The following is a 24362-nucleotide window of genomic DNA, read 5'->3' on the forward strand; positions in this document are numbered from 1 at the left end:
GGATTGAACGGCGCAGCGGGCGGAGCAGGGGACGGGGACACGGGCGACCTGCCGGCACGGGCTGCCCCGGCGTCGGGCAGACGCGGAACTGGTTACCGAGGAACTGGCTGTCTAGAAGCGGGCCGTCGAGAAGCGGGCCGTCGAAAAGCGAACCGTCGAGAAGCGGGGCCATTGGCCGAACCGGGCCGCTGCACGGGGCCGCGGGCCCGGGCCGGCCGGGGCAGGTAGAATAATCGCCCCACCGCCAGCCTTACGCCCGCCGTGACCGCTTCTTCGTCCTCCTCCGCTCCCGCCGTTTCGGGCCCGGTCGTCGTCCGCCAGGACGACCTGATCCAGTCCGTCGCCGACGCCCTGCAGTACATCAGCTACTACCACCCGGTCGACTACATCAAGAACCTCGCCGCCGCCTACGAGCGCGAGGAATCGCCCGCGGCCAAGGACGCGATCGCGCAGATCCTGATCAACTCGCGCATGTGCGCCGAAGGCCACCGGCCGATCTGCCAGGACACCGGCATCGTCACCGTGTTCCTGGAAATCGGCATGGACGTGCGTTGGGACGGGGCGACGATGGGCGTGGAGGACATGGTCAACGAAGGCGTGCGCCGCGCCTACAACCATCCCGACAACAAGCTGCGCGCCAGCGTGCTGGCCGATCCGGCCGGCAAGCGCAGCAACACCCGCGACAACACGCCGGCGGTGGTCAACGTCAAGGTCGTGCCCGGCAACACCGTGGACGTGATCGTCGCCGCCAAGGGCGGCGGCTCGGAGGCCAAGTCCAAGTTCGCCATGCTCAACCCGTCCGATTCCATCGTCGATTGGGTGCTCAAGACCGTGCCCACCATGGGCGCGGGCTGGTGCCCGCCGGGCATGCTCGGCATCGGCATCGGCGGCACCGCCGAGAAGGCGATGCTGCTGGCCAAGGAATCGCTGATGGAGCCGATCGACATCACCGACCTGCAGGCGCGCGGGCCGAGCAATCGCGCCGAAGAGCTGCGCCTGGAGCTGTACGAGAAGGTCAATGCGCTCGGCATCGGCGCACAGGGCCTGGGCGGCCTGACCACGGTGCTCGACATCAAGGTCAAGGACTATCCGACCCACGCCGCCAACCTGCCGGTGGCGATGATCCCGAACTGCGCCGCGACCCGCCATGCCCACTTCACCCTCGACGGCAGCGGTCCGGTCATGCTCGACCCGCCGTCGCTGGAGGACTGGCCGGAACTGACCTACGACTCGTCCAAGGGCCGTCGCGTCGATCTCGACACGGTCACCGCCGAAGACGTGGCCAACTGGAAGCCGGGCGAAGTGCTGCTGCTCAACGGCAAGCTGCTGACCGGCCGCGATGCCGCGCACAAGCGCATGGTCGACATGCTCAACAAGGGCGAGCCGCTGCCGGTCGACTTCAAGGGCCGCTTCATCTACTACGTCGGCCCGGTCGATCCGGTTCGCGACGAGGTCGTCGGCCCGGCCGGCCCGACCACCGCCACGCGCATGGACAAGTTCACCGAACAGGTGCTGGCGCAGACCGGCCTGCTCGGCATGGTCGGCAAGGCCGAGCGCGGCCCGGCCGCGATCGAGGCGATCCAGAAGCACAAGTCGGTCTATCTGATGGCGGTCGGCGGCGCGGCCTATCTGGTGTCGAAGGCGATCAAGGCCTCGCGCGTGGTCGGTTTCGCCGACCTGGGCATGGAAGCGATCTACGAATTCACCGTGCAGGACATGCCGGTGACGGTCGCGGTCGACAGCGCCGGCGAGTCGGTGCACAAGACCGGGCCGAAGGAATGGCAGGCGCGGATTTCGGGCGGAATGCTCGGCAAGATTCCGGTGGTGGTCGAATCGGCCTGATCGGCCGCCGCATCCGCCTGCGAAAACGCCCGGCCTCGCGCCGGGCGTTTTCGCATTGGCGATGCCACTCGCCTCTGTAGGAACGGCGCGAGACGCGACAACCGAAGCGGTGCAATACCGCGCCTTTTACGAAGCCGTGTCGCGCGTCGAAACCGGCGGTCCCGGCGTCGGTGGCGGCGCTTGCGTACATCGCTCCGGTTGTCGCGGCTTACGCCGCTCCTACGGAAAAGCGGCGCGGCTCAGTACCACTCCAGCAAGGAGATGCCCAGGCCGACGTAAGTGGCGCGATGGTTGTAATCGATCATGCTCTCCCCGTAGCCGTCGAAGATCTGCAGATGGCCGCGCAGCTGGTTGTGGATCGGGAAGCCCCAGTCGAACTGCAGCGCCCCGTGCGAACGGTCGCCGCCGCGCAGCGAATGCCGCGCCATCAGCGAGAACTCGTGGCCGCCGCGGGTATGGACGATGGTCAGGTCGCCGCGGCCGATGTAGTCCTCGATATCCGGATTGTCGTCGTCGTTGCCGTCCGACAAACGCCACCACGGTCGCGCCACGACCGCCCAGTTGTCGCGGTCCCAGCCGATCTGGCCGATCACCCGGTTCCAACTGCGCGAGAACGGATCGGCGCGGCCGTTGGACTGGTGGTTGATGCCGATCCCGGCCATGCGCCCGTTCCAACCGCCGATGCGGTAGTTGTTGCGGAACACCAGCATCACTTCGGGTTCGTAATTGGTTTCGCGGAACGGGCGCGAATCCTCGCCGTTGTAGACCTGCCAGCGCGAGGACTGGGTGTAGCCCATCCAGATGTCGCCGTTGTCGCCGAACAGGTTTTCCACCGCCTTGGTCTTGAAGCTGATCTGGAACTTGGCCTCGACGTCCTTGAGCGATTGCGGCTGGGTCACCGTGTTGCGCGGGTTGGGCGAATGCGGCAGCACGTTGGGCTTGTTGCTCCAGAACGCCGGCAGCAGATACACCGGCTTGTAGGCGCGGAAGTTGAACACGCCGAGCTTGGAGTCCTTGGCCAGTTCCCAGCGGCTGTCGAGCAGGCCGCCCTTGCCGGCGTTGGCGATCGCGCTGTCGAGCGCTTCTTCGTGACTGAACAGGTCGTTGGCGCCGACCGCGCGCTTGGCCCGCTCGCCCAGGCCGGGCTTGGGCGCGCCTTCGAGCTGGTCGCCGAGTTCCAGGTTGCGCTGGATCGCCTTGGCTTCCTTGGCGGCGATATCGGCCTGGCGCACGCCGGCCGCGCTGCGGCCCAGCGCGCTGTCGTAGCAGCTCAGGCGATCGGCGTCGTTGGCGATCGCCAGACAGGCTTCGGGCGTCGCCGGTTGCGGCTTGGCCTCCTGCGCGCCGGCCGCGATGGGGGCGATGGCCAGGAGCAGACAGGGCAGCGATCGGGTTCGGGACAGAGCAGAGGTCATGGCGTCGGGTCGGCGTACGGCAAACCGCTGCAGTCTTGCATCGGCGTGCGAACGAGGCGTGAACCGGCCGCGTCGCCGCGGCCGGTCGGTTCAGCAGAACCGGCGAAGGGCCGGTACCGGCAGGGCGCCGTTCAGAAGAACCAGGCCAGGGCGAACAGGCCGACCATGGCGAAGGCCAGGCCGAACTTGAGCACGGTGCCGACGATGATGCCGACCCAGGTGCCGATCCCGACCTGGGTGGCCTTGGACAGTTCGCGGGTGTGGATCAGCTCACCGATCAGGGCGCCGACGAAGGGGCCGACGAAGACCCCGACCAGACCGAAGGCGAGACCGGCGAAGGTGCCGATCACCGAGCCGATCAAGGCCAGCTTGCTGGCGCCGACCCGCTTGGCTCCCATCGCCGTGGCGAGGAAGTCGATCCCCAGGGACAGCGCGGTCAGCAGGCCCAGGACGACCAGGGTGACCCAGCCGACTTTCTCGAAATCCGAGGCCCAGGCGGCCAGGGCCATGCCGACGAAGACCAGGGGCAGGCCGGGCAGGGCCGGGAGCACCGTGCCGACGATTCCGATCACCACCAGGACGGCGGCCAATATGTAATAAAGTGTCTGCAAATCCATGCTTATTCCCTGTCCGGACGGGGTGTCCGGCCGGTTTGCATTTTCACCGATGTCGGGGTACGTTGCGGTCGCTGCGTTTGCCAAGGGTCACCGTGAATCGTGGCCCGATGCGGTTGATCCGTCGATCCGCTACATCGTTGCACCTCGCTTCCTCCTTGCAACCAGCACGCGAGTCCAGTCGCGTTAACAACACCACGTTTCAAGGAGAGAGTAGCGATGTCCGCGAAAGAAACCGGGACCGTCAAGTGGTTCAATGACGCCAAGGGGTTTGGCTTCATCAGCCGTGAAAACGGCGAGGACGTGTTCGTGCACTTCCGCGCGATCCAGGTCCAGGGCTTCAAGAGCCTGAAGGAAGGCCAGAAGGTCAGCTTCAACGTCGTCCAGGGCCAGAAAGGCCTGCAGGCCGACGCGGTCGAGCCGATCTGACGCACCCCCTAAGATCCGTCGCGACGCCGCAGGCGACGCGATCGCATCGGAAAGACCCGGCCCCGGCCGGGTTTTTCTTGTTTTGAAGTTCGATAAACATCACAAAATCGCCGATTGCTTGCGCGATCGTCACGCGAATGTTTCAAAGCGTGCGCGCGATCGGTGTAGTTCCGTTTGAAACCAAGACGGTCGTCGCGCTTGAATCGATCCAAGCCCGCAGCGCGATCGCAGGGTAAACCCGCTGGCGACCCGCCCGGATTCCCTCTTTCGATGGCCCGATGGCGTGCATGCATGCCGCCTGCGTGGGCGGCGCGGCTGAATCCGGCCGGGCTGTGGACGCAGGACGGGCGGCTCGACCGAACGGCATGGGCGGTCCGGACGAGCCGGGGGCGCGAAGCCCCCGACCCGCCGACCGCCGCCTCATCGACGGCCGGCGCCTCCGTGCCGGATCGCACGCATCCGATATCTCGCCTTGTTGCGTGCGTCGCGGCCCTCCTGGCCGCGCCGAGCCCGGTCGACGGCGCGGCGGCCTCGTCTTCCGCCGCGCCCTCCGCCTCCTTGCCGTTCGCTGCGACTTCCTGCCGCCGGGCCCGATGGTTGCAACGCATCGGTGCGGGCAATGGGGTCGACGGCCTTGGCAGGAATCGGGAATCGGGGACGGGCGAAGCCTCGGACTTTGAGCCTGGAGTTCGACTCAGGAGGCGGGGAGGCGGACAGGAGCCTATGACCTGGACGGGCAGGCCGATGCGCGCTGCGCAGCAGGAGACTCGGCGATTCCGGCCCCTGCGCGAGCCGCGGCGCGGAAGACCTGCCGACGTCCGTATGCCGAAGCGCATCCCCGGCCAATGGCCAACGTCGCCGCCTATCGCCTCCTTTGAAACAACGGGGGCAGGGGGATTTGCGCTTTGCTTCCGATCCGGCCGCCGACGCGCGAACGCGCCGGCGGCGGCGGGCTCAGTTCTGGTACGGCGTGTTCTCGGCGAAATACTCGTGGTTGTCGGCGTTATCGAGCGCCGCATTGGGGTTGGTGGCGGCCAGGTTCTGCGCCGCTCCCTGCCCGTAAGCGTGATCATCGGTGCCGGCGACGACGGTGAAGTGACTCATTTCGTGGATCAGGGTGCCGGCCTTGGAATCGGTGCCGGTCTGCGGCGCATTCCAGAACGCGTTGCAGACGTAGATCTGATACGGCTGATTGGGATACACGTACGCGTAGGCGCTGCTGCTGCAACCGCAGTTGATGGTGATCTGGCCGCTGTTCTGGTCCATCGCCTGATCGATGGCGACGAAGTGTTGGCGCGCGGTGGCGTAGCGACTGTCGGCGTAGGCGCCGAACCAGCTGGTGTAGCGTGGGCCGACCGAGCCGCCGTTGAGGTAGCCCTTGGCGTTCTCGGAGTAGCCGCGCGCCGACACCACCGCCTGCCCGGCGGCGCTGATGCGCGAGGTGGTGCAGCCGACGTAGTTGACGCCGTTGACCACCGCGGTCGGCCCGATCGGCTTCTTCGCCGCCGCCGCGATCTTGCTGCCGCCGAGCTGGTCCAGGCCGTCCACCCACAGGCTCAGCGGCACGCTCTGCGCGCTCATCGGCAGGCCGTTGTTCTGCCGCAGCATGGCGCGGTCGGACGTCGAGGCATGCTGCAGCGGCGCATTGAAACGCACCACGTACTGGCCGGTGCGCGAGAGGTCGTAGCCGGCCGACAGGTCGATGGTGCGGCGATAGGTTTCGCCCGGTTGCAGGATCGCGAAATCCTCCGCGCTCGGCAGGCCGCGCTTGACCAGCGCGCCCTCGTAGGCGACCGGTTTGCCGGCATAGCTGATGTCGAACAGGCGCGCGTCGAACTCGTCCGAAGGCAACTGCCACTTCGGCAGGCGCACCGCCTTGCGGCCGGTGTTGGTGATGCTGATTTCGACCGCGCCCAGGAAATCGTCGGCGGCGCCGTTCACCGCGACCAGGCCCACGCGCAGCGGATTGTTCTGGGCCGCGCCCGGGGCGGCGACGGCGGCGGCGATGGCGCCGGTGAGGACGGCGCCGGCGGACACCACGGGCAGGAAGCGAAGTTTCATTGCACGATCTCCTGAGCTTGCGTTGGCTGGTATCGACTTGGGCTCGCCGCGCGGACGCGAGCGACGGCCTGCGTCCGCAGTGCGGACGCGAACGACCGTAGCGCAACGCGGCGGTCATGGAGACAGCGATAGGTGCGCCAGTTCCGCGCGCAATCGTGACGCGGGTCGGGAACGCGACGCGCGGCGTCGGCGGCGCGGACGGCGCGCAAAAAAACGGCCCGCGATGCGGGCCGTTTTTCGCTTCGTTTCGTTACTTTGTTACATCGCCGCCGAGCGCGGCGATGTCGGCACGGCTCAGCGAATGTAGGCGCGGCCGTTGGCGACGCGGACGTAGGTGTTCTCGCGGATTCCGCCGATGTCCTTCTGTGTGACCACGACGGTGCGGCCGTCGTTCATGCGCACATAGAGGTTGTAGCTCGGCGCGCCGACCCGGTTCTGGATCGCGTTGCCGGCCATCGCGCCGGCGACCGCGCCGGCCACGGTGGCGGTGTTCTTGCGGCCCTTGCTGTCGGTGTGGTCGTCGGCGATCTCGCGGCCGGCGACGGCGCCGACCAGGCCGCCCAGCACGGCGCCGGTGGCGCGCGGGGCGGTACTGGCGGGGCTGATCTGTTCGATCCGGGTGACGACGCCGCAGTCGTAGCAGTTGTTCTGGTTGTAGCTCGGCTGCGAGGGCGGCGGATAGCTGTTGTAGCCGCCGCCACTGTAGCCCGGCGAGGTCGCGCAGCCGGCGAGCGCCAAGGTGGCCGTCGCGGCCAGGCCCAGCAGTCGGAATTGATTGGTGTTCATTCGAGGCTCCTGCGCTAGAGGCATGTGGCGGGCATCGCCACGCGCCTGCCACGCTATCCAGCCCTGCGTGAACACGTGTTCAATTTCGCCACCCGTTCGTGCACCGCGCGCGGCTGCGTTCAGCTCGCGGCGGGGAAGGCGACGAATGCGGTGGGGCGATCGCGGCGCCGGCGTCGCGCGACGCCGGCGCCGTGCCGCGGGCTCAGCCGCGGAAATCCTGGTGGCAGGCCTTGCAGGCTTCGCCGATCTGCTCCGACACGGCGCTGACGCCGGCGCAGTTGAGCGGCGGGCTGGCCAGCGCGCCGTCGAGCGCCGCACGCATCTTGCTGGCGTGCTGGCCGAAGCGTTGGTCGTCCTTGAGGTCGGGGAAGGCCGGCTCGAGATCGTCGGCCATGGTCCGCAGCGCCTTCATGTGCGGCAGGGTGTCGGTGGCGGCGCAGCGGTTCTGCTCGACCTTGCTCTTGAGCTGTCCCAGATGCCATTGCTGCACGTGCATGACGCTGTCGGGGAAATGATCCTTGCGCTGTTCGAGCGCGCGCACCGCCATGACCGTGGCGACCACGCCGCCGATCAGGCCGATCAGGAACAAGAACAGATATTTCGAACCATTGCCTTTGCGCTTGGGTGCTGCATCTGTGGGCTGGGTATTGCTCATTGCCTGGCCTCCGTCCAATTGCCCGCGAACATAGCATGGGGGCGTGTGAGGCCGGAGTCGGCGCGGGGACGGGCCCGCGATCGGTCGATCCGGCCGGCCGGACGGTATGTGCCACGGCCCCGGCAACGCTGCGCCCGCCATCCGCAGCATTCCCTCGCCGGCGCCGATCGCAGGGCGCCGGCGAACTACAATGCGCGGATGAATGCAGCCATTTCCGAACCCCCTGCCGACGCCGTCTGGCAGGAACGCTTCGCCGGCGTCGACCGGCTCTACGGCCGCGGCACGGTCGCGCGCCTGCGGCGCTGCCGGGTTGCGGTGGTCGGCATGGGCGGGGTCGGGTCCTGGGCGGTGGAGGCGCTGGCGCGGACCGGCGTCGGCCACCTGACCCTGATCGATGCCGACGACCTGTGCGTGTCCAACACCAACCGCCAGTTGCCGGCCCTGGAGGGCCAGTACGGCCGGGCCAAGGTCGAGGCCATGGCCGAGCGCTGCCGCGCGATCAGCCCGGCGATGGAGGTCGAGGCGGTGCAGAGCTTCCTGACCCCGGCCAACCTCGACGAACTGCTCGACCGCGGCTTCGACCTGGTACTGGACGCCTGCGACAGTTTCCGCAGCAAGGTCGAGCTGATCGCCTGGTGCCGGCGGCGCAAGCTGCCGGTGATCGCGGTCGGCTCGGCCGGCGGCCGCACCGACCCGACCCTGGTGCGGGTGCGCGACCTCTCGCGCACCGAGCACGACGCGATGCTGGCGCTGATCCGCAAGAAGCTGCGCGGCGAATTCAATTTCCCCAAGAACCCGGACCGCTACTTCGGCGTATCGGCGATCTATTCGCTGGAGAACGTGAAGTACCCGCAGCCCGACGGCACGGTCTGCGGCCTGCGGCCCAAGCTCGACGGCGATGCCGCGCTCAAGCTCGATTGCGGCGCCGGCCTCGGCGCGGCCACGCACATCACCGGGGTGTTCGCGTTCGCGGCGGTGGGGCGGGCGCTGGAGTTGCTGCTGAAGAAGCAGGCGTGAGCGAAGAGGCGTTGAGCGGGCAGGGCGATGTGTTCCGCTCGCTCCTTGCGCCCCACGTCCGCCCCTGCCTCCTAAGCGGCTAGCTCAAGCCGAACAGCCGCGCCGCGTTGGCGCTGGTCGCCTCGGCGATGCGTTCCGGGGTCTCGCCGCGCAGTTCGGCCACGGTCGCGCAGATCGTCGCCAGCCGCGCCGGCTCGTTGCGCTGACCGCGGATCCCGGAGTCGGGTTGGTCCGGGGCGTCGGTTTCCAACAGCAATTGCTCCAGCGGCATGCCGGCGACGATCCGGCGCAGGCGCTTGGCGCGATCGTAGGTCAACGGCCCGCCGAGGCCGAGCAGGAAACCGAGTTTCCACAACTGCGCGGCTTGTTCTTCGCTGCCGGAATAGCTGTGGACCACGCCGCGCAGGCCGCCGACGCGGCGGATCGCGGCGATCGTCGCGTCGACCGAATGCCGCGCATGCACGATCACCGGCAGGCCGTATTCGCGCGCCAGGGCCAGTTGGCCGTCGAAGTAAAACGCCTGCCGCTCGCGGTCCAGCCCTTCGACGAAGAAATCCAGGCCGCATTCGCCGACCGCACAGGGGCGCTCGCGCTCGATCCAGTCGCGCAGTTCGCGCAAATGCTCGGGGCGGTGCGCGTCCAGGTACATCGGGTGCAGGCCGTAGGCCGGATGCAGTCCGGGCGCGGCGGCGCAGACATCGCGCAGCTTGGGCCAACTGCCGGCGTCGACCGCGGGCACCACCTGGCGGGTCACTCCGGCGGCCGCGGCACGTGCGATCACCGCCTCGCGGTCGCGGTCGAATTCGGCCGCGTCGAGGTGGCAGTGGCTGTCGGTCAGGCTCACGTTCAGCGCGTGCCGGGCGCCGGCGGCTCCAGCGGCGGCTGCGGGCTCTTGCGGTTCTTCCAGTTGGCCAGCAGCAAGGTGCCCAGGCCGAGCAGCAGTTCGTCGGCGAAGGGCACGAAGTCCGGGACTACCACGTCCAGCGCGAACAGCGCGGCGGTGACCATGAACAGCCGCGGATAACTCAGGCGGCCGAGGAAGCCCATCAGGGGAGCGAGCAGCGGATTGGTCATGGCGGCGGTCGGATAGGGCGTCGATAGGGTGTGACGGCGTTCGCGAACACGCTAGCACGCGTGCGCAGCGGGGTTCATGCCGGGGACAGACTGGCGAAAATCAATAGGCACCGGTTCAGCTTTCCGGTGGTGGAATTAGCACACACATAACGCGCGGCCCGCCATGCCCCGGCGGTCCGCACCCACCCACGCTGTACCTCAGGTCCCCCGCTGGAGGCTCCAAATGAACAAGAACATGATTGCTGTCGCGATCGCGTCGCTGCTGGTCGGCGGCGTCGCCGTCGCAGCCTTCCAGAGCTTCCGCGGCCCGGCCGTCGCCGACGCCGCGCTGACTCCGGCTCCGGCCGGCCAGTTGCAGCCGGGCAACGGCGCCGGTGGCGACATCGCCGCCAGCGGCGCGATCGACGCCACGCCGCAGGTCGAATACGCCGACGTGGTCAAGGTCGACCCGATCAATCAGAAGGAAAAGCTGTACGCGACCGTGATCGGCACCGATCCGGTGCGCGAGACCAATACCGTCTCGACCCCGCGCGAAGTCTGCGAGGACGTGGTCGTGCAGGAGCGCCTGCCCGAGCGCGACGGCAACGTCGGCGGCACGGTGGCTGGCGCGGTCATCGGCGGCCTGCTCGGCAACCAGGTCGGCGGCGGCAACGGCAAGAAGGCCGCGACCGCGGCCGGCGCGGTGGCCGGCGGCTTCATCGGCAACCGCGTCGACCGCAACCATGTCGGCGGCCGCGTGGTGAACCGCACCGAGCGCCAGTGCCATACCGTGTCCGATACCTCGCAGTCCTCGCGCGTGGTGGCTTACAACGTGACCTTCCGCAACCCGGACGGCACCACCGGCACCATGCGCACCGAGAGCAAGCCGGGCAGCCGCATCGCCCTGGGCAGCGAAGACAAGGTGGTCGGCTACAACGTGACCTACCGCTATCAGGGGCAGGAGCAGACCATCCGCATGGACGAGCGCCCGACCCAGCGTCTGCCGGTCATCAACGGCGAGGTCGTGACCCAGACCGCTTCGGCGTCGGCGACCAACCGCGGCTGATCCGCGCCAGCGCGATACCCGCAACGGGGCCGGCCAGTCCGGCCCCGTTTTTTTTGCCCCGGCGTTGCCCGCCGGCTGCGCGCTTCGCGCGGATGCGATCGCGCGGGCCGGATGCGCCGGCGCGCGGCAGGAGGGACACGCACGCAAGCCTGACCGGCGAGCGCATCCGAGTGGCTCGAAACGGGGCTCGGCGGGCGATCCGCGATAAACCCGCCCGTTATCCCCAGGCCCCGCGCAAGAATTCCCCGCATACCGCGCAGTGCGGGTTCTTCAGGGGTTTTTGACCTTACCCGCGCTGCGAGGGGCCATTACAATGGCCGTCTTTCTGTCCATACAGGTCTCCTGAGCGCGCCATGGCCCTGCATCCTTACGATCTCTACGACGTCCGTTCCTTGCTCAGCGAAGAGGAGCGCGCCGTACAGGACACCGTGGCCCGCTTCACCGACGAACGCGTGATTCCGATCATCGGCGATGCCTTCGACCAGGGGCGCTTCCCGAAGGAACTGGTGCCGGAAATCGCCGAACTCGGCCTGCTCGGTTCCTCGCTGCCGGAACAATACGGCTGCGCCGGCCTCAACGCGGTCAGCTACGGCCTGATCTGCCAGGAACTGGAGCGTGGCGACAGCGGCATCCGCAGCTTCGTCAGCGTGCAGTCCTCGCTGTGCATGTACCCGATCTACGCCTACGGCACCGAAGAGCAGCGCCAGCGCTGGCTGCCGGGCATGGCCAAGGGCCAGATCATCGGCTGCTTCGGCCTGACCGAGCCGCACGGCGGTTCCGACCCGGCCAACATGAAGACCAACGCCAAGCGCGACGGCGGCGACTGGATCCTCAACGGCTCCAAGATGTGGATCACCAACGGCAACCTGGCCGACATCGCCATCGTCTGGGCGCAGACCGAGGACGGCATCCAGGGCTTCGTGGTCGAGAAGGGCATGCCCGGTTTCGCCGCGCAGGAAATCAAGCACAAGATGAGCCTGCGCGCGTCGGTGACCTCGTCGCTGTTCTTCGACAACGTGCGCGTGCCGGAGGCCAACCGCCTGCCGAACGTGAAGGGCCTCAAGGGCCCGCTGGGTTGCTTGACCCAGGCCCGCTACGGCATCACCTGGGGCCCGATCGGCGCCGCCATCGCCTGCCTGGACGAGGCGCTGAACTACTCCAAGGAGCGCATCCTGTTCGACCGTCCGGTCGCGGCGACCCAGTCGGCGCAGATCAAGATGGCCGAGATGGCGCGCCGCATCACCCTGGCGCAGCTGCTGGTGGTGCAGCTCGGCCGGCTCAAGGACGCCGGCAGCATGCAGCCGACCCAGGTGAGCCTGGCGAAGTGGAACAACTGCCGCATGGCGATCGACATCGCGCGCGAATGCCGCGATCTGCTCGGCGGCGCCGGCATCACCACCGAGCACGCCGCGATCCGTCATGCGCTGAACCTGGAGTCGGTGATCACGTACGAAGGCACCGAGACCGTGCACCAGCTGGTGGTCGGCCGCGAACTGACCGGCATCAACGCGTTCTGAAGCTTCGCTCCCGCGCGTGCGGGAGCCGCTGATTCCTTCTCCCGCTCGCGGGAGAAGAGGGCCCGAAGGGCCGGATGAGGGCGCGCGGGAGCAGTACGTCGCTTGCGTCGCCTCGCCGGCCTTCACCCCAGGCCTTCTCCCACACGCGGGAGGGGCTTTCGCCGGAGACGAGGGGATTATCGATGCGTAGGAGAAGGCGCCTGTGATGACGATTCCCGACATCGAACTGGAAACGCCGCGGCTGATCCTGCGCCCGCCGCGCCTGGACGATTTCGACGCTTGGGCCGGCTTCATGGACGCCGGCGACTATCTGCGCTACATCGGCGGGCCGCAGCCGCGGCCGACGGCCTGGCGCGGGCTGATGTCGGTGATCGGTTCCTGGGCCGCGCTGGGCTACGGTTTCTTCTCAGTTTACGAAAAATCCTCCGGGCGCTGGGTCGGCCGGCTCGGCCCGTGGCAGCCGGAAGGTTGGCCGGGCACCGAAGTGGGTTGGGGCATCGTCGAAAGCGCAGGCGGCAAGGGCTACGCCAGCGAAGGCGCCGCGGCGACCATCGACTGGGCCTTCGACCACCTGGGCTGGAGCGAGGTGATCCACACCATCGACGCCGACAACGCGCCGTCCAAGGGCGTGGCGCGCAAGCTCGGTTCGCGCTATCTGCGCCAGGATCGGCTGCCCGAGCCGTTCCACGAAAAAGAAGTCGAAGTCTGGGGCCAGACCCGAGAAGAGTGGCGCGCGCGCCGCAACGGGGCTTCGGCATGATCACCGTCCACGGTTTTTCGCCGTCGGGCAATTGCCACAAGCTGCGGCTGTTGCTGGAGCAGCTCGGCGAGCCCTATCGCTGGATCGAGGTCGACAGCAGCCAGGGCCAGACCCGCACGCCGCAGTTCCTCGCCCTCAATCCCAACGGCAAGGTGCCGGTGATCGAACTCGACGACGGGCGCACGCTCAGCGAGTCGAACGCGATCCTGTACTACCTGGCCGAGGGCAGCCGTTTCCTGCCCGCCGACCGCTGGCAGCGCGCGCAGGCCCTGAGCTGGATGAATTTCGAGCAGTACAGCCACGAACCCTATGTCGCGGTGGCGCGCTTCATCGCCGGCTGGACGCCGCTGGATTCGCCGCGCCGGGCCGAACTGCCGGCGCTGCGCGAGCGCGGCCATCGCGCCCTGGCGGTGATGGAGCAGCACCTGCGGACGCACGATTGGTTCAGCGGCGACGACTACGGCATCGCCGACATCGCCCTGTTCGCCTACACCGACGTCGCCGGTCACGGTGGCATCGACCTGCAGGCCTATCCGGCGCTGCGCGCCTGGCTGGCGCGGGTGCGCGCGACCGAACGCTTCGTCGCGCTGCCCGAGCCGGACGCGCAGGCCGCGCAGCGGATCGCGCAAACGGCCTGAGTCCTGGTTTTCCCCGATTCCTCACTGTTGAGCCGGCCCGCGTGCGGGCGGCGGAGTTTCCGATGTCAGCGCAACCGCAGTCTCCGATCTTCCAGGGCGTGCCGAACTTCAACCCGGTGCCGAGCCCGATCCCGGCGCGCATGAAAGGCCTCAACCGGGCCGAAATCTGCGACGTCAACTTCGTCGAGTTCGTGCGCGGCTGGAACGGCCGCGCCGATGCGCGCCCGGCCGCCGATGAGGCCGTCCTCGACGGCAGTGCGCTGGACGCGCGCGGTTTCCGCGAGTTGTTCGAGTCGCAGCTGATCAGCCGTCATCTGGACCTGATGGCGCGGGTGCTGCGGGTGCAGAACAAAGTCTTCTACACCATCGGTTCCAGCGGCCACGAAGGCAATGCGATGGTGGCGCGACTGACCCGCCATACCGATCCGGCGTTCCTGCACTACCGCAGCGGCGGCTTCATGGCCGAACGCTTCCGCAAGTTGCCGGGCATGGACCCGGTGATGGATTCGGCGCTGTCGTTCGCCGCCAGCAAGGACGACCCGGCTTCCGGCGGCCGGCACAAGGTCTGGGGCAGCAAGCCGTTGTGGGTGCTGCCGCAGACTTCGACCATCGCCTCGCACCTGCCCAAGGCGCTGGGCACGGCGGTGGCGATCGAAACCGCGCGCCGGCTCGGCCAGGCGCTGCCGATTCCCGACGACAGCATCGCGATCTGTTCCTTCGGCGACGCCTCGGCCAACCACGCCACCGCCCAGACCGCGTTCAACGCCGCGGCCTGGACCGCCTACCAGAAGCTGCCGGCGCCGGTGCTGTTCGTGTGCGAGGACAACGGCATCGGCATCTCGGTCAAGACCCCGGGCGGCTGGATCGGCAACCGTTTCCGCACCATGGACGGCCTGGACTACTTCGCCGCCGACGGTCTGGACCTGGCGAGCGGCTACGGCGACGTGCAGCGCGCGGTCGAGCATTGCCGCCGCACCCGCCGGCCGACCTTCCTGCACCTGCGCACGACCCGGATCATGGGCCACGCCGGCACCGACTTCGAGATCGAGTGGCGTTCGGTGGAAGAGCTGTGCGCGGTCGAGTCCAGCGATCCGCTGCTGCGCTCGGCGGCGATCGCGCTGGAATCCGGGCTGATGTCCAGGGACGAGGTGCTCGGGCTGTACGAAGCCACCCGCGCCAAGTGCTTCGCCGCAGCCGAAGAGGCCGACCGTCGGCCCAAGCTGGACAGGCTCGACGACGTGATCGCGCCGCTGGCGCCGTATTCGCCCGAGGCGGTCGCTGCGGAAGCCGCGCGCGCCGACTACGCGCAGCGCCGGCTGGAGGTGTTCGGCGGCGAAGCCAAGTTGCCGGAGGCGCAGGCGCCGCGCCATCTGGCGATCCAGATCAACAACGCCCTGCACGACTTGTTCGCCAAGTACCCCGAAACCCTGCTGTTCGGCGAGGACGTGGCGCAGAAGGGCGGCGTCTACACCGTCACCAAGGGCCTGCAGAAGGCGTTCGGCCCGCGCCGGGTGTTCAACACCCTGCTCGACGAGACCATGATCCTGGGCATGGCCCAGGGCTTCGCCAACGTCGGCCTGCTGCCGATCCCGGAAATCCAATACCTGGCGTATTTCCACAACGCCTGCGACCAGATCCGCGGCGAGGCGGCTTCGCTGCAGTTCTTCAGCAACAACCAGTACCGTAACCCGATGGTGGTGCGGATCGCCGGCCTGGGCTATCAGCGCGGTTTCGGCGGCCACTTCCACAACGACAACTCGATCGCCGCGCTGCGCGACATTCCCGGCCTGGTGGTCGGCTGCCCCTCGCGCGGCGACGACGCGGCGACCATGCTGCGCACCCTGACCGCGCTGGCCAAGGTCGACGGCCGGGTGGCGGTGTTCCTGGAGCCGATCGCGCTGTACATGACCAAGGACCTGTACGAGGCCGGCGACGGCCAATGGCTGACTTCGTACCCGGCGCCGGACCAGGCCATGCCGCTGGGCGAAGGCCGGACCTACGGCGAAGGCGAAGACCTGGTGGTCTTCAGCTACGGCAACGGGGTGCCGATGAGCCTGCGCGCGGTGCGCGAGATCGAGAAGAAATACGGCTGGAAGGCCAAGGTCGTCGACCTGCGCTGGCTGGTGCCGCTCAACGACGCCTACATCGCCGAACAGGCGCGCGGCGCCAAGCGCATCGTCGTGGTCGACGAAGGCCGGCGCAGCGCCGGGGTCGGCGAGGGCGTGATCACCGCGCTGGCCGAGGCCGGCCTGGGCGGCGTGCCGATGCAGCGCGTGGTCGGCGTCGACACTTACACGCCGCTGGCGGGCGCGGCCTTCCTGGTGATCCCGGGCGACGAGGACATCGTCGCCGCGGCCGACCGGCTGGCTTGATCTGCGCCATCGCGTCGATGCGGTGCCGGCCCTCGCGGCCGGGCCGCGGCTGCGGCCGCCGGAGCGCCGCGTCAGGGTGCGATCACGGCGCCGGCGGCATAATGGCCGCGGCGACGTAGGGGGAATCGAATGTGCGGTCTGGCGGGCATGTGGCAGGCATCGGCGCGGCGGCCGGAAGACGCGCTGCGGCGCCTGGCGGCGGCGATGGGCGAGGCGCTGGCCCATCGCGGTCCGGACGACGACGGGGTTTGGGCCGATGCGGCCCACGGCATCGCCCTGGCGCACCGGCGCCTGAGCATTCTCGACCTGTCGCCGCTGGGCCATCAGCCGATGGCCTCGGCCGACGGCCGCTACGTGATCGCCTATAACGGCGAGGTCTACAACTTCGCCGAGCTGTGCGAAGAACTGCTCGAGCGCGGCCATGCCTTTCGCGGCCACTCCGACACCGAGGTGCTGCTGGCGGCGGTGGCGGAGTGGGGCGTGGAGGCGGCGATCGCGCGCTGCAACGGCATGTTCGCGATCGCGCTGTGGGACCGCGAACGACGCGAGTTATGGCTGGCCCGCGACCGGGTCGGCAAGAAACCGCTGTACTACGGTTGGGCCGGCGAAACCCTGGTGTTCGGTTCCGAGCTCAAGGCCCTGTGGCGGCACCCGGATTTCGACAACGGCGTCGATCGCGATGCGCTGGCCCTGCTGCTGCGCTACGACTACGTGCCCTCGCCGTATTCGATCCATCGGGACACGTTCAAGCTGATGCCGGGCGCGCTGCTGCGGCTGGACGCGGAAGCGGTGGCGCGCGGCGCGACCGGACACGATCCGCACCGCGACCAGCGACGGTACTGGGATGCGCGCGAACGCATGGCCGCGGCGATCCGCGCCCCGTTCGACGGCGACATCGACGGCGCCGAAGAGCGCCTGGACGAATTGCTGCGCGACGCGGTGGGCCTGCGCATGGTCGCCGACGTGCCGGTCGGCGTGTTCCTGTCCGGCGGCACCGATTCGTCGGTGGTGACCTCGCTGATGCAGACGCTCAGCGCCAAGCCGGTGCGCAGCTTCACCATCGGCTTCCAGGGCTCGCACCACGACGAGGCGCCGCTGGCGCTGGAGGTCGCGCGGCACCTGGGCACCGACCACACCGAGCTTTACGTCAGCGGCGCCGACGCATTGGCGGTGGTGCCGCAATTGCCGGCGATGTTCGATGAGCCCTTCGCCGACGCCTCGCAGGTGCCGACCGCGCTGGTCAGCCGGCTGGCGCGCAGCCAGGTCACCGTGGCCTTGTCCGGCGACGGCGGCGACGAATTGTTCTTCGGCTATACCCGCTACGAGCGTGCGCTGCGCAATCTGCGCTTGCTGCGCCGGGTGCCGGCGCCGTTGCGGCGCTGGCTGGCGGCGAGCGCGCGCGGCCACGGCGAGACCTCGCGCGCCGGCGGCTTCGCCGCGTTCGCGGCCGAAATGGGCGCGCGCGGCATCGGCGACGTCTACCGCAACCGCATCGTGCGCTGGCGCTTCCCGCAGGCGGCGGTGCCGGGCGCGGCGCTGCCGCCGACCCTGTACGACCAGGCCGAGCCGCTGGACGGCCTGGGCACGCCGGGGGATGCGATGATGCTGGCCGATTACGCGGTCTATCTGCCCGACGATCTGCTGTGCAAGGTCGACCGTGCCAGCATGGCGGTGAGCCTGGAAGCGCGTGCGCCGCTGCTCGATACCCGGGTGGCCGAATTCGCCTGGTCGCTGCCCCTGGCCTACAAGCGCGACGGCGGCAGCAAGCGCCTGCTCAAGCGGGTGCTCAAGCGTTATCTGCCCGATGCCATGGTCGACCGCGAAAAGCGCGGCTTCGGCGCGCCGGTCACCCAGTGGCTGCGCGGCGATCTGCGCGGCTGGGCCGAGGAGTTGCTCGATCCTGCACGGCTGCGCCGCGAAGGCTATCTCGACGCCGACCTGGTGCACGGCCTGTGGCGGCAGTTCCAGGCCGGGGAGCGGCGCTGGCATACCCATTTGTGGAACGTGCTGATGTTCCAGGCCTGGCATGCGCACTGGCGTGCGCAGCGCGAAGCGACAACTTCCGCAGCAGCGGCGTAAGCCGCGACCGGGACGCGCAGAGAAACCGGCGCTGTCGCCATCGCCCCCGGCGGCGGCCCGTCGCGAGGGCCCGCGCGTGCGGGCGAATCGGACGCGCAGACCCGGTGGCGCGGGCTTCGGCGCCTGCGATGCTCGCGCCGTTGCAGTGGGGGCGCGGCTTGCGCCGCTCCTGCGGAAACGGCGCCTCAGCGCTCCAGGCCGTCGAGCAGCGGTTGTTCGCTCACCGCCTGGCCGTCGATCGTGGCCGGCTGCGGTTCGCGCTCCAGCGGCAGCACCGCCAGCGCCAGATGCGCGTCGCCGGCGTCGGCGCTGGCCACGACCGTGCCCAACACGGCGTCGCGGCCGCGCACTTCGGCGCCGTCGGCGATCGCCGCGTCGCCGCCGAACAGGACCAGGCCGCGCTTGGCCTTGCCGAGAAAATGGGTGCGGGCGACGATTTCCTGGCCCGGATAGCAGCCCTTCTTGACGCTGAAGGCCTGCAGGCGCTCCAGCGACAGCTGCTGCGGCGTCCAATGCTCGACCTGCGACGCGCTCAGCCGCGGCAGGCCGTGGCGCAGGTCGGCCAGGCTCCAGCGCGCGGCCGCTTCGGTGTCGGCGATGGCCGGCGCGGGCGCCAGCAGCAGGCTGCGGGCCTGGCCTGCGCCGCTGTAGTCCAGTTCCAGTCCGGCGTTCTCATCCCCGGCCAGGGCGGCGCCCTCGGCCTGCGCCGGCCGGCCCCAGCGACCGGCGGCGTGCAGCCCGGCGCGTATGCCGATCGCCACTTTGCTGCGGAAAACGAAGCGCCGCAGCCGCTCCGCCAGCGATTCGGCGTCGGCGTCGGGCAGGACCAGCAGCAGCGTCTGGTCGGACAGGCGCAGCAAAGCGAACAGCGCGATCACCCGGCCCTTGGGGGTCAGCCAACCGTTCCACTGCCACTGGCCGTCGCCGAGCGGCTTCACGTCGTTCATGAACTGCGCCTGGGCGAAAGCCGCGGCATCGCGCCCTTCAAGGGCGATAACGGTGTGGCCGGGCAGGGCGAAGGCCTGTCCGGGCAAGGCTTGCGGGTTGTCAGGCATGGGGGGCGGGAATTAATATTTAACGCTGTGATGATAGGCGAAACCACCCCGGAAGCACGTTCGGACGAGGCGTCCGAGACCCCGGCGACTCCCGTTTCCGATGCGGGAGGCCATTCGCCTTCCGCCAAGGACGCTCCCGAAGAGCAGGCTCCGCAAGGGCTGGCCCGCAAAGAGCACGGTGGTCGCGAGGGTCCCGAACCGACTCGCTACGGCGACTGGGAGAAGAACGGGCGCTGCATCGATTTCTAGTTGATCGGTCCGCGTTCCGCGCTTTTCAAGCACACACCCACACACCGGCGTTTCCAACGCTTCCCGCCACGCGGCGCCGCCGCCCAGCCGAGATAGCCATCCCTCATGGCGAACCGCGAACGACCTTTGTCGCCACACCTGCAGGTTTACCGCTGGCAGGTACAGATGGTGACCTCGATCCTGCACCGCGCGACCGGTGTCATTCTTTCCATCGGCGCTCTGCTGATCGCCTGGGGCCTGCTGGCCCTGGCCGGCGGCCCGGACTCGTGGGCCAAGTTCGTCGCCTGCGCGCGCTCGCCGCTCGGCTTCCTGATCCTGTTCGGCTGGACCTGGGCGCTGTGCTACCACCTGATCAACGGCATCCGCCACCTGGTCCAGGACGCGGGCTACGCCTACAAGATCGAAGCCTTCGTCCGCAACAGCTGGATCAGCGTGATCGGCAGCCTGGTCCTGACCGCGCTGGTCTGGATCGTCGCCATGATGTCGCGAGGTGGCGCATGAGCACTCAGCATTCCAAGCGCCTGCGCAACCCGCTCAAGACCGCGCGCGGCCTGGGCTCGGCGAAGGACGGCACCCATCATTTCGTGGTCCAGCGCGTCACCGCGATCGCGATGATCCCGCTGGTGCTGTACGTGGTCGGCCTGATCGTGTCGTGGATCGGCGCCGATTACGCCGCGGTGCGCGCCTCGGTCGCCCACCCCTGCAACGCGGTGCTGCTGAGCGCGTTCCTGATCGCGATGTTCTGGCACGCCAAGCTCGGCCTGCAGGTGGTCATCGAAGACTACGTCCATACCCCGGGGCTGGCGATCGCATCGCAGCTCGCGGTGGTTTTCGTCTGCGTACTCGCGGCCCTCGCCAGCGTGCTCGCCATCATCCGCATCGCGTTGGGAGCCTGAGCCGTGGCCTCTGCCTACAAGATCCAAGAACACACCTTCGACATGATCGTGGTCGGCGCCGGCGGCGCCGGCCTGCGCGCCACCTTCGGCCTGGCCCAGAAGGGCCTGAAGACCGCCTGCATCACCAAGGTCTTCCCGACCCGTTCGCACACCGTGGCGGCGCAGGGCGGCGTGGCCGCGGCGCTGGCCAACATGGGCGACGACAACTGGCAGTACCACTTCTACGACACCGTCAAGGGCTCCGACTGGCTCGGCGACCAGGACGCGATCGAGTACATGTGCCGCGAAGCGATCCCGGCGATCATCGAACTCGAGCACTACGGCGTGCCGTTCTCGCGCACCGACGACGGCAAGATCTACCAGCGTCCGTTCGGCGGCATGACCACCCAGTTCGGTAAGGGGCCGCCGGCCCAGCGCACCTGCGCCGCCGCCGACCGCACCGGCCACGCCATCCTGCACACCCTGTACCAGCAGTCGCTGGCGCACGACGCGCAGTTCTTCATCGAGTACTTCGCGCTCGACCTGATCATGGACCAGCACGGCGTCTGCCGCGGCGTGCTCGCCCTGGACATGGCCGAGGGCACCCTTCACCTGTTCAAGGCCCAGGGCACCGTCCTGGCCACCGGCGGCTACGGCCGCGCCTACTTCAGCGCCACCTCGGCCCATACCTGCACCGGCGACGGCGGCGGCATGGCCCTGCGCGCCGGCCTGGGCATGCAGGACATGGAATTCGTCCAGTTCCACCCGACCGGCATCTACGGCGCCGGCTGCCTGATCACCGAGGGCGTGCGCGGCGAAGGCGGCATCCTGCGCAACAGCAACGGCGAGCGCTTCATGGAGCGCTACGCGCCGAGCGTGAAGGACCTGGCGCCGCGTGACATGGTCAGCCGTTCGATGACCATCGAGATCCGCGAAGGCCGCGGCGTCGGCGAGCACAAGGACCACATCCTGCTCGACCTGACCCACCTCGGCCCGGACGTCATCCACAAGAAGCTGCCGGGCATCGCCGAATCGGCGCGCATCTTCGCCGGCGTCGACGTCGAGAAGGAGCCGATCCCGGTGCTGCCGACCGTGCACTACAACATGGGCGGCATCCCGACCAACTACCACGGCGAAGTGGTGCAGTTGCGCGACGGCAACCCCGACGCGGTGGTTCCGGGCCTGTACGCGATCGGCGAAGCCGCCTGCGTGTCGGTGCACGGCGCCAACCGGCTGGGCTCGAACTCGCTGCTCGACCTGGTCGTGTTCGGCCGCGCGGTGGCCAACCGCTGCGCCGAGACCATCGTCCCGAACGGCAAGCAGGCGCCGCTCGCCGGCGATGCCTGCGACAGCGCGCTGGCGCGCCTGGACAAACTGCGCAACGCCAACGGCGGCACCCCGACCGCGGTGATCCGCGACAAGATGCAGCGCACCATGCAGGCCGACGCGGCGGTGTTCCGCACCAGCCAGACCCTGGCCGAGGGCGTGGCCAAGATGCGCGAGATCCACGCCTCGTTCGCCGACGTCAAGGTCACCGACCGCTCGCTGGTGTGGAATTCGGACCTGATCGAGACCTTCGAGCTGTCCAACCTGCTCGACCAGGCGCTGGTCACGATCGTGTCGGCCGAGAACCGCAAGGAGTCGCGCGGCGCGCATGCGCACGAGGACTTCCCGGAGCGCGACGACGTCAACTGGCAGAAGCACACGCTGTGCTGGGTGGACGACAAGGGCGAGACCCGGATCGACTACCGTCCCGTCCACATGCAGCCGATGACGGGCGAGGTCGCTTCGATCCCGCCGGCCAAGCGCGTCTACTGATCCGGAGCGAGCACCGTGGCTGAATTTTCCCTACCCAAGAACTCGCAGATCCAGAAGGGCCGCCACTGGGCGTCTCCCGGCGCCAAGCAGCCGCGCACCTTCAAGGTCTACCGCTGGAATCCGGACGACGGCATGAACCCGCGCGTCGACACCTACGAGGTCGACCTGGCCGCGTGCGGCCCGATGGTTCTGGACGCGCTGATCAAGATCAAGAACGAGATCGACCCGACCCTGACCTTCCGTCGCTCCTGCCGCGAGGGCATCTGCGGTTCGTGCGCGATGAACATCGACGGCACCAACACGCTGGCCTGCACCAAGGCGATCAGCGATTGCGGCGGCAACGGCGAGCTGCCGATCTATCCGCTGCCGCACATGGAAGTGGTCAAGGACCTGGTGCCGGACCTGACCCACTTCTATGCCCAGTACGCTTCGATCAAGCCCTGGCTGCGCACCCAGAGCCCGGCGCCGTCGGACCGCGAGCGCCTGCAGTCGCCGGCCGACCGCGAGAAGCTCGACGGCCTGTACGAGTGCATCCTGTGCGCGTGCTGCTCGACCAGCTGCCCGAGCTACTGGTGGAACGGCGACCGCTATCTCGGCCCGGCGATCCTGCTGCAGGCCTACCGCTGGATCATCGATTCGCGCGACGAGGACACCGGTGCGCGCCTGGACGATCTGGAAGATCCGTTCAAGCTGTACCGCTGCCACACCATCATGAACTGCGCCCGCACCTGCCCGAAGGGGCTGAATCCGGCGCGGGCGATCGGCGAGATCAAGAAGCTGATGTTGGCGCGCCGCGTGTGAGGCGCGCCGGGCCGCGGCGGCGTCGAGGCGGCGCCGCGACCGGATACGCAACGACGGCGCCGTTCGGCGCCGTCGTGCTTTGAACGCCTGCCGAAATGCCTGCCACACACGACGGCCGCGCGCCGCGCACGGGGTGAACGATGCAGACCAAAGCGATCTTCCTGCCCGCATTGGCGATGGTCGCGCTGACCTGCGCGGTGTGGGTTCGCCTGTACGTGGTGCGGATCGGCCAGATGCGCCGCGACCGCATCCATCCGCAGGCGGTGGCGACCTCGTCGCAGGCCGCGGCCAAGCTGACCGACAGCGCGGCCGCGGACAACTTCCGCAATCTGTTCGAGCTGCCGGTGCTGTTCTACCTGGCGCTGACGGTGGCGGCGCTGAACGGTCTGGCGAATGCGGCGACGCTGGCGCTGGCCTGGACCTTCGTCGCCCTGCGCGCGCTGCACAGCCTGATCCACTGCGGCTACAACCGGGTCATGCACCGTTTCATCGTCTACGTCGCCGGCGCGTTGACGCTGTGGGCGCTGTGGGTCCACCTCGCCATCGGATTGCTCCGCTCATGAATGACATGATCAATCGTTGCGCCGCGCGGCCGGCGCGCCGTCTCGCGGCCGCTTTGCTGCTGGCCGCCGCGGCGGTCTCGCCGGCGCTGGCGGCAGCGCCCGTCGCCGCCGGCGCCACCGCCGAAGGCGCCGCGACAGACGGACTGGCCGACGCGCGCAGCCTGCTGGAGGCCATCGACTATCCCGCGCTGATGCGGCAGATCTTGCAGTTGACCGCCGACCAGGGTCCGAGCGGCCCGGACGACCAACGCTCGGACGCCGACCGCGAGCTGGTCCGGCGTTGGATCGCGGCGATGCCGATGACGCCGTTCGTCGACGGCGCCGCGGGCCGCCTCGCGGCTGCCAGCACCGCCGCCGAATTGGCGCAGGGGCTGGCGTATTTCCGTAGCGACGCCGGCCGCACCGAGCTGGCCTGCATCCGCGCCGCGCTCGGCACCCCGGGCGTGCCGGACTGCATCCGCGAGCGCGGTGGCGAAGCGCAGTACCGGGCGCATCAGGCCTTCGCCGAGACTCCGATCGAAGACAAGCTCGGCAACGTCATGGCGGACGGCGCTTCGGAAGACGATTTCCGCACCGCGGCGCGTCTGGCGATCGAGAACGACCCGGCCCTGGCCAAGGACGCCGCAGCGCACTGCCAACGCAACCCCGGCGGCCTGTGCCGGGCGCTGGAGCCCGCGCCGGCGACGCCGTGAGCGCA

At 68.9% G+C, this 24362-nt stretch carries 24 protein-coding genes; 16 read left to right on the forward strand and 8 right to left on the reverse strand.

Annotation, left to right across the window (positions count from 1 at the left end; translation table 11 throughout):
* Positions 1 to 261: 261 nt before the first annotated feature.
* Positions 262 to 1842: a fumarate hydratase gene (locus TX83_RS08645; RefSeq protein ID WP_064747550.1), complete on the forward strand. Its 1581-nt coding sequence runs from the start codon at positions 262 to 264 to the stop codon at positions 1840 to 1842.
* Between the two features lie 239 nt (positions 1843 to 2081).
* On the opposite strand, the gene TX83_RS08650 is transcribed toward TX83_RS08645, so the two are convergent.
* Positions 2082 to 3257 (reverse strand): phospholipase A, encoded by a 1176-nt coding sequence (locus TX83_RS08650; RefSeq protein ID WP_064747551.1) that lies wholly within the window; start codon positions 3255 to 3257, stop codon positions 2082 to 2084.
* Between the two features lie 131 nt (positions 3258 to 3388).
* Complete coding sequence (locus TX83_RS08655; protein WP_064747552.1) at positions 3389 to 3874, reverse strand: DUF456 domain-containing protein; 486 nt, start codon at positions 3872 to 3874, stop codon at positions 3389 to 3391.
* A gap of 216 nt (positions 3875 to 4090) precedes the next feature.
* Between TX83_RS08655 and TX83_RS08660 the strand changes: the two genes are divergently transcribed.
* The gene (locus tag TX83_RS08660; protein WP_064747553.1) at positions 4091 to 4300 is read left to right on the forward strand and encodes a cold-shock protein; all 210 of its coding nucleotides are present in this window, start codon (positions 4091 to 4093) and stop codon (positions 4298 to 4300) included.
* Between the two features lie 954 nt (positions 4301 to 5254).
* On the opposite strand, the gene TX83_RS08665 is transcribed toward TX83_RS08660, so the two are convergent.
* From TX83_RS08665 to TX83_RS08675, 3 genes are all read right to left on the reverse strand, one after another.
* A complete protein-coding gene (locus TX83_RS08665) occupies positions 5255 to 6361 on the reverse strand; it encodes a M35 family metallo-endopeptidase (protein ID WP_064747554.1) in 1107 nt (368 codons plus the stop codon).
* 294 nt (positions 6362 to 6655) lie between these two features.
* Complete coding sequence (locus TX83_RS08670) at positions 6656 to 7147, reverse strand: glycine zipper 2TM domain-containing protein (protein WP_064747555.1); 492 nt, start codon at positions 7145 to 7147, stop codon at positions 6656 to 6658.
* Positions 7148 to 7349: 202 nt separating this feature from the next.
* Complete coding sequence (locus tag TX83_RS08675; RefSeq protein ID WP_064747556.1) at positions 7350 to 7802, reverse strand: cytochrome c; 453 nt, start codon at positions 7800 to 7802, stop codon at positions 7350 to 7352.
* A 198-nt stretch (positions 7803 to 8000) separates the two neighbouring features.
* Here TX83_RS08675 and TX83_RS08680 point away from each other — a divergent pair, with 198 nt between their 5' ends.
* Positions 8001 to 8819, forward strand: a complete 819-nt coding sequence (locus tag TX83_RS08680; RefSeq protein WP_064747557.1) for a tRNA threonylcarbamoyladenosine dehydratase — start codon at positions 8001 to 8003, stop codon at positions 8817 to 8819.
* 79 nt (positions 8820 to 8898) lie between these two features.
* Here TX83_RS08680 and TX83_RS08685 read toward each other — a convergent pair whose 3' ends face one another.
* Both TX83_RS08685 and TX83_RS08690 read right to left on the reverse strand, forming a co-directional pair.
* Positions 8899 to 9663, reverse strand: a complete 765-nt coding sequence (locus TX83_RS08685) for a TatD family hydrolase (RefSeq protein WP_428992547.1) — start codon at positions 9661 to 9663, stop codon at positions 8899 to 8901.
* Between the two features lie 2 nt (positions 9664 to 9665).
* A complete protein-coding gene (locus TX83_RS08690) occupies positions 9666 to 9893 on the reverse strand; it encodes a DUF6116 family protein (RefSeq protein ID WP_064747558.1) in 228 nt (75 codons plus the stop codon).
* A 223-nt stretch (positions 9894 to 10116) separates the two neighbouring features.
* Between TX83_RS08690 and TX83_RS08695 the strand changes: the two genes are divergently transcribed.
* The 6 genes from TX83_RS08695 (at position 10117) to asnB (ending at position 18304) form a co-directional block, all read left to right on the forward strand.
* Complete coding sequence (locus TX83_RS08695) at positions 10117 to 10938, forward strand: glycine zipper 2TM domain-containing protein (RefSeq protein ID WP_064747559.1); 822 nt, start codon at positions 10117 to 10119, stop codon at positions 10936 to 10938.
* Between the two features lie 353 nt (positions 10939 to 11291).
* The gene (locus TX83_RS08700) at positions 11292 to 12455 is read left to right on the forward strand and encodes an acyl-CoA dehydrogenase family protein (RefSeq protein ID WP_064747560.1); all 1164 of its coding nucleotides are present in this window, start codon (positions 11292 to 11294) and stop codon (positions 12453 to 12455) included.
* Positions 12456 to 12660: 205 nt separating this feature from the next.
* Complete coding sequence (locus tag TX83_RS08705) at positions 12661 to 13215, forward strand: GNAT family N-acetyltransferase (protein WP_064747561.1); 555 nt, start codon at positions 12661 to 12663, stop codon at positions 13213 to 13215.
* Positions 13212 to 13853 (forward strand): glutathione S-transferase family protein, encoded by a 642-nt coding sequence (locus tag TX83_RS08710; protein ID WP_064747584.1) that lies wholly within the window; start codon positions 13212 to 13214, stop codon positions 13851 to 13853. The genes TX83_RS08705 and TX83_RS08710 overlap by 4 nt, the downstream gene beginning before the upstream one ends.
* 140 nt (positions 13854 to 13993) lie before the next feature.
* A complete protein-coding gene (locus TX83_RS08715) occupies positions 13994 to 16225 on the forward strand; it encodes a thiamine pyrophosphate-dependent enzyme (RefSeq protein ID WP_428992548.1) in 2232 nt (743 codons plus the stop codon).
* Between the two features lie 129 nt (positions 16226 to 16354).
* A complete protein-coding gene (gene asnB, locus TX83_RS08720) occupies positions 16355 to 18304 on the forward strand; it encodes an asparagine synthase (glutamine-hydrolyzing) (RefSeq protein ID WP_064747563.1) in 1950 nt (649 codons plus the stop codon).
* 185 nt (positions 18305 to 18489) lie between these two features.
* On the opposite strand, the gene TX83_RS08725 is transcribed toward asnB, so the two are convergent.
* Entirely contained in the window at positions 18490 to 19359 is an 870-nt protein-coding gene (locus TX83_RS08725; protein WP_064747564.1) for a YgfZ/GcvT domain-containing protein, read from the reverse strand.
* 30 nt (positions 19360 to 19389) lie between these two features.
* On the opposite strand from TX83_RS08725, the gene TX83_RS23805 reads away from it, so the two are divergent.
* From TX83_RS23805 to TX83_RS08760, 7 genes are all read left to right on the forward strand, one after another.
* Positions 19390 to 19608, forward strand: a complete 219-nt coding sequence (locus TX83_RS23805) for a DUF1674 domain-containing protein (protein WP_261370073.1) — start codon at positions 19390 to 19392, stop codon at positions 19606 to 19608.
* 105 nt (positions 19609 to 19713) lie between these two features.
* A complete protein-coding gene (sdhC, locus tag TX83_RS08735) occupies positions 19714 to 20109 on the forward strand; it encodes a succinate dehydrogenase, cytochrome b556 subunit (RefSeq protein WP_064747565.1) in 396 nt (131 codons plus the stop codon).
* Positions 20106 to 20504 carry a succinate dehydrogenase, hydrophobic membrane anchor protein gene (gene sdhD / locus TX83_RS08740; RefSeq protein WP_064747566.1) on the forward strand — a complete coding sequence of 133 codons (399 nt, stop codon included), beginning with the start codon at positions 20106 to 20108 and terminating at the stop codon, positions 20502 to 20504. The genes sdhC and sdhD overlap by 4 nt, the downstream gene beginning before the upstream one ends.
* 42 nt (positions 20505 to 20546) lie before the next feature.
* Positions 20547 to 22301, forward strand: coding sequence for a succinate dehydrogenase flavoprotein subunit (sdhA, locus tag TX83_RS08745; protein ID WP_064747585.1), 1755 nt, complete (start codon positions 20547 to 20549; stop codon positions 22299 to 22301).
* 15 nt (positions 22302 to 22316) lie between these two features.
* Positions 22317 to 23102: a succinate dehydrogenase iron-sulfur subunit gene (locus TX83_RS08750; protein WP_064747567.1), complete on the forward strand. Its 786-nt coding sequence runs from the start codon at positions 22317 to 22319 to the stop codon at positions 23100 to 23102.
* A 140-nt stretch (positions 23103 to 23242) separates the two neighbouring features.
* Positions 23243 to 23665 (forward strand): MAPEG family protein, encoded by a 423-nt coding sequence (locus tag TX83_RS08755; RefSeq protein WP_064747568.1) that lies wholly within the window; start codon positions 23243 to 23245, stop codon positions 23663 to 23665.
* Positions 23662 to 24357 (forward strand): hypothetical protein, encoded by a 696-nt coding sequence (locus TX83_RS08760; RefSeq protein WP_141233427.1) that lies wholly within the window; start codon positions 23662 to 23664, stop codon positions 24355 to 24357. Before TX83_RS08755 ends, TX83_RS08760 begins: the two co-directional genes overlap by 4 nt.
* Positions 24358 to 24362: the final 5 nt, after the last annotated feature.

The sequence above is a fragment of the Lysobacter antibioticus HS124 genome (genome assembly GCF_000336385.2).
GTDB classification, from domain to species: domain Bacteria; phylum Pseudomonadota; class Gammaproteobacteria; order Xanthomonadales; family Xanthomonadaceae; genus Lysobacter; species Lysobacter firmicutimachus.